Annotated in this window: 1 protein-coding gene; it reads left to right on the forward strand. The window is 69.3% G+C overall.

From position 1 onward, the window contains the following. Positions 1-447, forward strand: a 447-nt coding sequence (locus C2L80_RS13650) for an electron transfer flavoprotein subunit alpha/FixB family protein (protein ID WP_204600623.1), incomplete at its 5' end; no start/stop codon positions are given. Positions 448-505 lie beyond the last annotated feature (58 nt).

A 505-nucleotide genomic window follows, 5' to 3' on the forward strand; every position in this document is an offset into this window, starting at 1 on the left:
GTCCTGGAGGAGGCCGCCTGGGTCGCCCCGGCGAACCCTGTGAAGCTCCTCGACTCCAAACCCATCGAGAAGAGCGGCGTGGACCTGTTCAAGGCCGACGCGGTCGTGGCCGCGGGCCGCGGCTTCGCCGAGGAGGCCGATCTCGACCTCGCGCGCGCCCTCGCCGACAAGCTGGGAGGCGGCCTGGCCTGCTCGCGCCCCCTCACCGAGGGCGTGAACTGGCTCCCTACCGAGCTCTACGTGGGCGTCTCCGGTCTCATGCTGTCGCCGAAGATGTACGTGGCGGCCGGCATCTCGGGCCAGATGCAGCACATGGTGGGCTGCAACCGCTCCGGCGCCATGTTCGCCATCAACAAGGACAAGAACGCGCCGGTGTTCAAGCAGTGCGACTACGGCCTGATCGGCGACGTGAAGGACGTCCTGCCGAAGCTCGTGGCGGCCCTGTAAGGCACCTGGCCGGGGAGGCTCCGTCAGCGCCCAGTCGCTCGGACAGCCCTCGCTTCGC

The sequence above is a fragment of the Rubneribacter badeniensis genome (assembly GCF_002899695.1).
In the GTDB taxonomy this organism is placed as follows: domain Bacteria; phylum Actinomycetota; class Coriobacteriia; order Coriobacteriales; family Eggerthellaceae; genus Rubneribacter; species Rubneribacter badeniensis.